The following is a 9,178-nucleotide window of genomic DNA, read 5'->3' as shown; positions in this document are numbered from 1 at the left end:
AAACCCCTCATTTACCCCCTTTCCCTACACGCCGCTATTCCGACCGACACGGCCACCGCCGAGAACAGCACACAGGCGAACGCGAGTGCGAACCACGCAGGCTGCCAGCCATGGACACCCTGCACGAGCGTCGCCGGCACGAGCAGCGACGATGCGACGATGCCCCACCCCGTGCCGCCGTAGTAGAGGCCGAGCAGCAACCCCGCATCGCGCGGCGACGCCGATGCGAGCCGCGCGGCCAGCACGCCGCCGCTGATGAAGATCAGCGCGCTGCCGACGCCGGTCGCGAGCCGCTGCACGAGCAGCGCGTGCATGCCGGACGTGAGCCCGCACGCGGCCATCAGCAACGCGGTCAGCGCGCAGCCGGCCGCCAGCAGCGAGCCTGCTCGCCAGCGCCGCGACAGCAACGGAAACGCGAGCGCACCGATCAGGTAGCCGGCCGCGTTCGCGGTGTTCAGCGCGCCGGCCTGTGCGAACGTCCAGCCGAGATCGGCCTTCATCGGCGGCAGCAGCAGCGCATACGAAAAGCGCGCGAGGCCGAGCGCGATCGCGCTGCCGAGCGACAGGCCGATCGCGAGCCGCCACGCGGCCATGCGATCGGGATCACGGTCGGGGTAAGGGCGGGTCGCGCCGGGGTCCGGCCGCGACGGGCCGGCATGCTCCGGTTGCGGCGCTGTGCGCATCAGGTCGTCTCCTTTGTCGTTCGAATGCGGGACATGTCGTTGCGACGGAACAGGGTGCTCGCATGTGTCATTCCCGGCTCACGAGGCTTCCGCGGCTGTCGACCGATCATACTTGAGCCGTCCCGGGCCGGCATGCGCCGGCAACAGCAAGCCGGCGCATCGGCCGGTTCGCCCCTGCATCGACGGCAGAGGCGGCAATCGCCGGAAAACGTCCGCCGCTTGCCTGCGCTACCCCCGCAATCCGGCCGCGAAGGCCGTGAGCAAAGCACGCCCCTCGGGCCATTCCGCCAATCCCGCCTCCGCATTCAGATGGCCGCGCGGGCCGAGCAGCAGCGGCGTCGCACCACGCGCGCTCGCCCATGCAATGCCGTTCCCGGACGGGTCGTACCCGTCATCCGAACTGGCGATCGCCAGCACCGGCAAGCCACCGAAATCGCCGCCCGGCACATTCGCGAACGCACGGGCCGCGGCCGGAAAACGCGGGCCGCCCGGATCGGGCACCGCCACGAGCCATGCGCCGCGCACGACGCGCGTCGACGCCGCACGCCAATGTGCGAACAGCAGGCAACCCAGCGAATGACAGATCACCACCGGCGGTGCCGCGGCTTGCGCGACGGCTTCGTCGAGCGCCGCCATCCAGTCACGCAGGTCGGGCGCATCCCACGACGCAGGCGCCATGCGGATGGCGCCCGGAAGCGCGGCCTCCCAGTGGCTCTGCCAATGGTCCGGTCCCGAGTTGCCGATCCCCGGCACGATCACGATCGTCTGATCCATCTCCGTCTCCCTCTCCATGAAAAGGCGAGCTCGCAGTCTGGCCTGCCGGAAACCGGCCGGGAATGGCAAATCATCGGATATTGAGACAATATGCCGATGAATTAACGGAGCGGGAAAGCGGACATGTCGAACGGAGAGCTCGATCGCCTGGATCTTTCGATCCTCGAGGCGCTACAGGAAAACGCGCGGATGCCGCTGTCCGAAGTGGGCCGGCGCATCGGGCTGTCGCAGCCTGCCACGTCGGAGCGCGTCAAGCGGCTGGAAGAACGCGGCATCATCGCGGGCTACGGCGCACGGATCGATCCGGCCGCGCTGGGGTTGGGAATGATGGCCATCATCCGGTTGAAGACGACGCACGAACACATCAAGCCTGCGCTGCGCGCGTTCGCCGAGATGCCGCACGTCATCGAGGTCCACCGGATGACCGGCGAGGATTGCTTCCTGCTGAAGGTCCTGGTGCCGACACCGGCACAACTGGAAACCCTCATCGACGCGATCGCCCGCTTCGGCGCGGTCACGACGTCGCTGGTGCTCCGGTCCGAGCCGGCCAAACCGCTCGGCAAGGCGCTGCTCGGTTGACACGGGTAGCAGGCTGCTGACCGGCGACGCATTCGAATGCACTGCCGCCGCAAACGACATCGATCGCGACGATCGGGGCGCTTGAATTCCCGATGAAAAATCGCCGAATGCAATGCGTCGATTCCAATTCCGGTCATTGAAAAAATGACATCGCATCCGTCATTCGCTTTATCCGTGTTTTACGGCACACGACTCGCCAATCCCCCGTGTTTAGCACGCTTTGGCTAAAAACCTTGCAACGCATTGCATTCGTAAATTCCTCAGACTAATATCAACGCCACTCGTCGCGCATTCACGAAATGCCTGATGAGGAGTGGCAACTTTTTAGCCGCGTTTTCATGTTGAATCACTCATGTTCACCACAGGAGAATTGACATGCAGGACACCCAGCAGATCGAATTGCTTGACTGGATGCAGGAAGACACGCACCCCGAGGCCGTCGACATGATGGTCGAGGACGCCGTAGTGCCGTTCGGCACCGCGCTCTGGCCGGTCTGAGCGGGCCACCCGTTCTCGCGGAAGGGCTGCGGCCCTTCCGCCGTTTCCGGAGACACGCATGCTGAACCTGCACCGCGCGCTGGGCTTCCACCCCGCGCTGCGCGACAAGCTTGCGCGCGGCGAGTCGGGAAAACTGCTGGTCGGCCATGACACCCGCAACCGCGACGTCGCGTTGCGCGCGTTTTCCGCCCTGCCCGATTCGCTCGACGCGACCACGCTCTGCCTCGAAAGCACCCCGCCCGCCGATATCGCTGCCGCGCTCGAATGCGCCGATCTGTTCGTGCTGCTGTACGACTCGTCGTGCCTGCCGACGCCGTCGCCGAGCGGGCCGCCGTTCCTCGCCGCGATCCGCCCCGCGATCGTCGAGCACTGGAGCAAGTCGGTGCTGTTCAAGGATTACGGCCCGCATCTCGACGAGGCGTTCGCCGAATCGCTCGACGACATCGCGGCACGCAACGGCCGGCTGATCGACGCGGCCGCACGCGCGTCGCAGATCCGCTTCATCGATGAAGCCGGCAACACGCTGACGGGCTCGCTCGCACCGGACCAGAAATGGACGAGCGTGGACGGAATGGGCAACCTCGACGTCGTGCCCGGCGAGATCGCGACGCACGTCACCGACCTCAACGGCTCGATCGTCTTCAGCGGCACGTTTCTCGGCACCGTGCCGTTCGCGATCAAGTACAAGGTGGCCGAACGGCTCGCAACACTGCATGTCGAGAACAGCATGATCGTCGGTTTCGATACCGACAACGAAGGCTTCCGGCGCGATTTCTCGACCTATCTCGACCGGCATGCGAATCACCGGCGGATCGAGGAATTCGGCATCGGCACGAACCTCGGGATTCGCGGGCTGTACGGCCGCAACGCGGGGTTCGAGGAACGTCATCCGGGCCTGCACCTCGGGCTCGGCGGCGGCGAAAACGGCAGCCACCATCTCGACCTGATCTTCGCGCGCGGCACGCTCGCGCTCGACGACCGGATCGTGTTCGACGGCGCGTTCGCCGTCTGACGAAGCGGCTGCGTGCTCAGGCTTCGGCGGCCCCCGTGTCGCCGAGCCACTTGAACATCACGAGGCTGTCGACGAAGCCGAGCCGCGCGTGACGATATGCGCGCGGCAGCCGGCCGACGATTTCAAACCCCAGCTTCTGCCACAGCGCGACCGCCACCTCGTTCGTCGACACGACCGAGTTGAACTGCATCGCGAGGAAGCCGCGCTCGCGCGCGACCTGCTGCGAGTGCTCGCACATCAGGCGTGCGACGCCGCGGCCGCGTGCGGCCTCGCTCACCATGTAGCCGCAGTTGCTCACGTGATTGCCGGGCCCGGCCGCGTTCGCCTTCAGGTAGTACGAACCGAGCACGACGCCGTCCTCTTCGGCGATCCACGTGCACAGCGGCGCGTCGAGCCACAGCGCGCGCGCCGCTTCCTGCGTCGGCGCCGGATCGAATGCATAGGTTTCCTGATCAGCGACGATCGCGCGGTAGGTCGGCCAGAAGCGCGGGAAATCGTCGTCGGTCATCGGGCGAATCGTGATCATGCGGGTTCTCTCGTGATTGAATGTCGGCAGGAAAGCCAGCGATCGTACCGTGATTCACGAACCGCCGCTGCCCCGTTGCGCCGCGCTGCGATACGCGCCCGGCGGCACGCCGTACCAGCGCTTGAACGCCTGCGAGAAACTCGACAGATCGCTGAAGCCGAGCCGCTCGGCCACTTCCGCGAGCGACAGGTGCGCGTCGCCGAGCAACGTCTCGGCCATCGCGCCGCGCGCCTGCGCGAGCAGCGCCCGGAACGTCGTGCCCTCCTCCTGCAGCCGGCGCTTGAGCGTGCGCGGGCTCGTGTTCATCAGCCGCGCCATGTCCTCGAGCGAGAACGGTGTGGCGCCCGGTGTCGCGGTCAGGTACTGGCGCACCATCTCCGACGTGCCCACGCGCGCGCGCCGCGCTTCGAGCAGCTGGCCGCACATCTGCTCGCACATCGACACCGTCAGCGGATTCGCGTGCGGCAGCAGCCGGTCGAGAAACACGCGGTCGAATGCGAGGCTGTTCGCGCGCGCCGAGAAAACCGGTTCGACGCCGGCGATGCGCGGCACCGGCACGGACGGCGCGCGCGTCGCCTGCAGCGTGAAGCGCGACAACGCGAATGCGTCGCCGCCGATTTCCTGCAGCAGCACGGCCGCGGCTGCCATGTCGCGCTCGACGAGGAACCGGCTCAGCGCGCCATCGAGTTCCGGCGCGCCGAAATTGAGCATGCACGTCCCGTCTTCCTCGCGGTACGTGATCACGGTGAACGCGTAGGTGAGCGGCAGGAAGCGCATCGCCAGCGCGAGCGCGTCGCGCGCGGTCGCGCTGGCGATCAGCCCATAGCCCCACACGCCGTACGCGGAGAAGTGGTAGCGCCGGCCGACCTCGAACCCGAGGCCCGGCGTGCGCCCGAGCACGCGCAGCAGGTTGCCGGTCAGCCGCAGTTCCTGCGCGGCCGTCACCTCGACTTTCGGATCGTCGAGCTGCGCGTCCGCGAGCCCCGTGCCGGCCAGCAGCGTCGCGTGCGGCACGCCGCGCTCGTCGCCGAAATCGACCAGCAGCCGGGCGCTGGCCGGACTCCGGGTGAAATCCCAGAAGCTCATGCGGAGAAACCCTCGAAGCGCCGATTTGGCCCAAATACTAAAACAATTGTCCCGAAGCAGCATTGGTGTTTTCCCATGCGGCCAGCACCATCGGCGTCATCCAGTCGTCGTCCGAACGACGCCATCTCCCTCCGGAGGAGACACCATGCGACCGAGTCGCACGACCGATCCCGCAACCCGCTTCGTACACCCGCGTGCCGCGTTCGCCCGCGCCCCCGCCCCGCCGCGCGCGATCCGCCCGCCGCGCGCCGGCCACCGGTGCGCGCTGCCGCGCCCCGCCTGATCCATCGACTATCGACCCAGGAGACGATCCATGAGCAAGACTTTCGACTACATCGTCGTCGGCGGCGGTTCGGGCGGCTGCGTCGTCGCCGGCCGGCTGACCGAGGACCCGGCCGTGACCGTCTGCGTGCTCGAGGCCGGCGGCCGCGGCGACGGCACGCTCGTCAACGTGCCGACCGGCGCGGTCGCGATGATGCCGACCCGCGTGAACAACTGGGCCTTCGACACAGTGCCGCAGCCGGGCCTCGGCGGACGCATCGGCTACCAGCCGCGCGGCAAGGCGCTGGGCGGTTCGTCGGCCATCAACGCGATGGTCTATATCCGCGGCCATCGCGTCGACTACGACGGCTGGGCCGCGCTCGGCAACGAAGGCTGGGCCTACGACGACGTGCTGCCGTACTTCCGCCTCAGCGAGCACAACGAGCGCTTCGACGATGCGTGGCACGGCCGCGACGGCCCGCTGTGGGTGAGCGACCTGCGCACCGGCAACCCGTTCCATGCGCGCTACCTGGAAGCCGCGCAGCAGGAAGGCCTGCCGCTCACCGACGATTTCAACGGCGCGCAGCAGGAAGGCATCGGCCTCTACCAGGTCACGCAGAAGCACGGCGAACGGTGGAGCGCGGCGCGCGCGTACCTGCTGCCGCACGTCGGCCGGCGCGACAACCTGACGGTCGAGACGCACGCGCAGGTGCTGCGCATCCTGTTCGACGGCACGCGCGCGGTCGGGGTCGAAGTGCGCCAGCGCGGCGAGGTCCGCACGCTGCGCGCACGGCGCGAAGTCGTGCTCGCGGCCGGCGCGCTGCAGACGCCGCAGTTGCTGATGCTGTCGGGCGTCGGCCCGGGCCGCGAACTCCAGCAACAGGGCATCGCCGTGCATGCCGACCTGCCCGGCGTCGGCCGCAACCTGCAGGATCATCCGGATTTCATCTTCGGCTACCGCACGCGCAGCGTCGATACGATGGGCGTGTCCGCGCGCGGCGGCCTGCGCATGTTGCGCGAGCTTGCGCGCTTTCGCCGCGAACGGCGCGGCATGCTGACGTCGAATTTCGCGGAAGGCGGCGGCTTCCTGAAGACCCGCGCCGAACTCGACGCCCCGGACATCCAGCTGCACTTCGTCGTCGCGCTCGTCGACGATCACGCGCGCAAGCTGCACGCCGGCCACGGGCTGTCGTGCCACGTGTGCCTGCTGCGGCCGCGCAGCCGCGGCTCGGTCACGCTCGACAGCGCCGATCCGCTCGCCGCGCCGCGCATCGATCCCGCGTTCTTCGACGATCCGCGCGACCTCGACGACATGGTCGCGGGCTTCCGCCTCACGCGCCGGCTGATGGAAGCGCCGGCGCTCGCCGGCTGGACCACGCGCGACCTGTTCACCGCGAACGTCGACACCGACGATGAAATCCGCGACGTGCTGCGGCGGCGCACCGACACCGTGTATCACCCGGTCGGCACGTGCCGGATGGGGCACGACGCGCTCGCCGTCGTCGATCCGCAACTGCGCGTGCGCGGCCTGCAGGGGCTGCGCATCGTCGATGCGTCGGTCATGCCGACGCTCATCGGCGGCAACACCAACGCACCCACGATCATGATCGCCGAGAAGGCCGTCGACCTGATCCGCGGCGTGAGCCGCACGCAAGTGCGACCGCAGCGCGAAGCCGCCGACGCAGCGACGGATCGCGACACCGTTCCAGCAGCGTGCGCCGCGCACGATGCCCTCCAGCCGGAGGAAACCCGCCATGTCGTCGCGTGACGCAGCCCATCTGACCGAATCCGCCGCCCCGCTTGCGGCGATCATCGTCGGCGCCGGCTTCGCCGGCATCGGCATGGCGATCGCGCTGCAACGTGCCGGCATCCACGATTTCGCGATCGTCGAACGCTCGCACGACGTCGGCGGCGTGTGGCGCGACAACAGCTACCCGGGCGCCGCCTGCGACGTGCCCTCGCACCTGTACTCGTTCTCGTTCGAGCCCAATCCGGCCTGGTCGCACGTGTTCGCGCCGCAGCCCGAAATCCATGCGTACCTGCAGCATTGCGCGCGCAAGTACGGCCTCGCGCGCTACCTGCGCTTCGGCGCCGAAGTCGCGCACGCGCGCTACGACGAAGCCGCCGCGCTGTGGCGCGTCACGCTCGCCGACGGCACGACGCTGAGCGCCGCCGTGCTCGTCAGCGGCACCGGCCAGTTGAGCCGCCCCGCGATGCCCGACCTGCCCGGCATCGACACGTTCCGCGGCCGCGCCTTCCACTCCGCGCACTGGGATCACGACTATGCGCTCGCCGGCCAGCGCGTGGCGGTGGTCGGCACCGGCGCGTCGGCGATCCAGTTCGTCCCGGCGATCGCCGGCGACGTGCAGCGCCTGGTCGTATTCCAGCGTTCGCCGGCCTACGTGATGCCGCGCCCCGACCGCGCGTACCGCCCGTGGGAGAAGGCGCTGTCCCGCCGGTTGCCGTGGGCGATGAAGCTGCATCGCGCATCGATCTACCTGCGCTACGAATCGCGCGCGATCGCATTCACGCGCCTGCACAATCTGATGAAGGTCGCGGTCGGCCGGCCGTTCCTCAAGCTGCTCGCACGCGACGTGCCGGATGCCGCGTTGCGTGCGCGGCTCACGCCCGACTACCCGATCGGCTGCAAGCGCATCCTGCTGTCGAGCAACTACCTTGCCGCGATGAGCCGCGACAACGTCGCGCTCGTCACGCAGCGGATCCGCCGCGTGACGGAGGACGGCATCGAGACCGTCGACGGCCTGCACCATCCGGTCGACGCAATCGTCTACGGCACGGGGTTCGCGGCAACCGAGTTCCTGTCGCCGATGCGCATCACGGGCCGCGACGGGCTCGACCTGAACGACGCATGGCGGCGTGGCGCGCAGGCGTATCTCGGGCTCACCGTGCCCGGCTTTCCGAACTTCTTCATGCTGTACGGCCCGAACACGAATCTCGGGCACAACTCGATCGTCTACATGCTCGAAAGCCAGATCGCGCATGTGATGCGCTGCCTGCGCACGATGCAGCGCGACGGCGCGCGCGAGATCGACGTCGACGCGCGCCGCTACCGGCGCTTCAACACGCATGTGCAGCAGCGGCTCGAAGGATCGGTGTGGAACAGTTGCAAGAGCTGGTACGTCGATGCATCGGGACACAACAGCACGAACTGGCCGGGCTTCACGCTGACCTACCGGTGGATCACCCGCTTCACCGGGATGTCCGCTTATCGCTTCACGCACCCGCTGCCCGAGTCGGTCGCACCGGCGCGCGGCGTGGTGGTCGCGCCGCCCGCCGGGCGGCTGGAGGCCCTCACGGCCGCATCGCTGCGCGGCTTCCTGCGCGTCGCGTTCCGGCCGCTGATCGGGCCGCCGTTCGGCGCGCGCATGCAGCGCCGCGTCGTCGCACTGCTGTCGCCGCTGATGCCCGGCACCGGCGGCACGCTGCGCTACCGTACGTCCGCGCACCGCGTGCCGGTCGAAATCGTTGCGCCGAAACGCGGCGACGGGGGCGGCGCGATCCTCTATCTGCACGGCGGCGCATTCTGTCGCGGCGGGCCGCATACGCATCGCGGCGGGACGACGCGGCTCGCGAACGAGGCCGGCCTGCCGGTGTGGGTGCCCGATTACCGGCTGGCCCCCGAGCATCCGAGCCCCGCCGCGCTCGACGACGCGCTGGCCGTCTATGACGCGATGCGCGCGCAGGGCCATGCGCCGCACCGGATCGTGATCGCCGGCGATTCGGCCGGCGGTGCGCTGA

At 68.8% G+C, this 9,178-nt stretch carries 8 protein-coding genes and 1 pseudogene; 5 read left to right on the top strand and 4 right to left on the bottom strand.

Features of this window, described 5'->3' with window-relative positions:
- Nucleotides 1-44 precede the first annotated feature (44 nt).
- Together G3N64_RS36865 and G3N64_RS36860 are read right to left on the bottom strand one after the other, a co-directional pair.
- A pseudogene (locus tag G3N64_RS36865) lies at nucleotides 45-683 on the bottom strand (YbfB/YjiJ family MFS transporter); the annotation flags it as partial.
- A 228-nt stretch (nucleotides 684-911) separates the two neighbouring features.
- Nucleotides 912-1,457, bottom strand: a complete 546-nt coding sequence (locus G3N64_RS36860; RefSeq protein ID WP_205788550.1) for an alpha/beta hydrolase — start codon at nucleotides 1,455-1,457, stop codon at nucleotides 912-914.
- A 123-nt stretch (nucleotides 1,458-1,580) separates the two neighbouring features.
- Here G3N64_RS36860 and G3N64_RS36855 point away from each other — a divergent pair, with 123 nt between their 5' ends.
- From G3N64_RS36855 to G3N64_RS36850, 3 genes are all read left to right on the top strand, one after another.
- Nucleotides 1,581-2,036 carry an Lrp/AsnC family transcriptional regulator gene (locus G3N64_RS36855; RefSeq protein ID WP_205788549.1) on the top strand — a complete coding sequence of 152 codons (456 nt, stop codon included), beginning with the start codon at nucleotides 1,581-1,583 and terminating at the stop codon, nucleotides 2,034-2,036.
- Nucleotides 2,037-2,411: 375 nt separating this feature from the next.
- The gene (locus G3N64_RS40290; RefSeq protein ID WP_006766865.1) at nucleotides 2,412-2,534 is read left to right on the top strand and encodes a hypothetical protein; all 123 of its coding nucleotides are present in this window, start codon (nucleotides 2,412-2,414) and stop codon (nucleotides 2,532-2,534) included.
- 58 nt (nucleotides 2,535-2,592) lie between these two features.
- Nucleotides 2,593-3,546: a leucyl aminopeptidase gene (locus tag G3N64_RS36850; RefSeq protein WP_205788548.1), complete on the top strand. Its 954-nt coding sequence runs from the start codon at nucleotides 2,593-2,595 to the stop codon at nucleotides 3,544-3,546.
- A 16-nt stretch (nucleotides 3,547-3,562) separates the two neighbouring features.
- Here the strand turns inward: G3N64_RS36850 and G3N64_RS36845 are convergent, their stop codons facing one another.
- Both G3N64_RS36845 and G3N64_RS36840 read right to left on the bottom strand, forming a co-directional pair.
- Nucleotides 3,563-4,072, bottom strand: a complete 510-nt coding sequence (locus G3N64_RS36845) for an N-acetyltransferase (protein WP_205788547.1) — start codon at nucleotides 4,070-4,072, stop codon at nucleotides 3,563-3,565.
- Between the two features lie 54 nt (nucleotides 4,073-4,126).
- Nucleotides 4,127-5,158 (bottom strand): AraC family transcriptional regulator, encoded by a 1,032-nt coding sequence (locus G3N64_RS36840; RefSeq protein WP_205788546.1) that lies wholly within the window; start codon nucleotides 5,156-5,158, stop codon nucleotides 4,127-4,129.
- A gap of 313 nt (nucleotides 5,159-5,471) precedes the next feature.
- Between G3N64_RS36840 and G3N64_RS36835 the strand changes: the two genes are divergently transcribed.
- Together G3N64_RS36835 and G3N64_RS36830 are read left to right on the top strand one after the other, a co-directional pair.
- Nucleotides 5,472-7,187, top strand: coding sequence for a GMC family oxidoreductase N-terminal domain-containing protein (locus G3N64_RS36835; RefSeq protein ID WP_205788545.1), 1,716 nt, complete (start codon nucleotides 5,472-5,474; stop codon nucleotides 7,185-7,187).
- A partial coding sequence (locus G3N64_RS36830; protein WP_205788544.1) for an alpha/beta hydrolase fold domain-containing protein occupies nucleotides 7,174-9,178 on the top strand: 2,005 nt, incomplete at its 3' end. The genes G3N64_RS36835 and G3N64_RS36830, both read left to right, overlap by 14 nt.

Source organism: Burkholderia sp. Ac-20344, assembly GCF_017104975.1.
In the GTDB taxonomy this organism is placed as follows: Bacteria; Pseudomonadota; Gammaproteobacteria; order Burkholderiales; family Burkholderiaceae; genus Burkholderia.
Note: the sequence above shows the minus strand (reverse complement) of the source record. Positions and strands in the feature narration are given on the sequence as shown.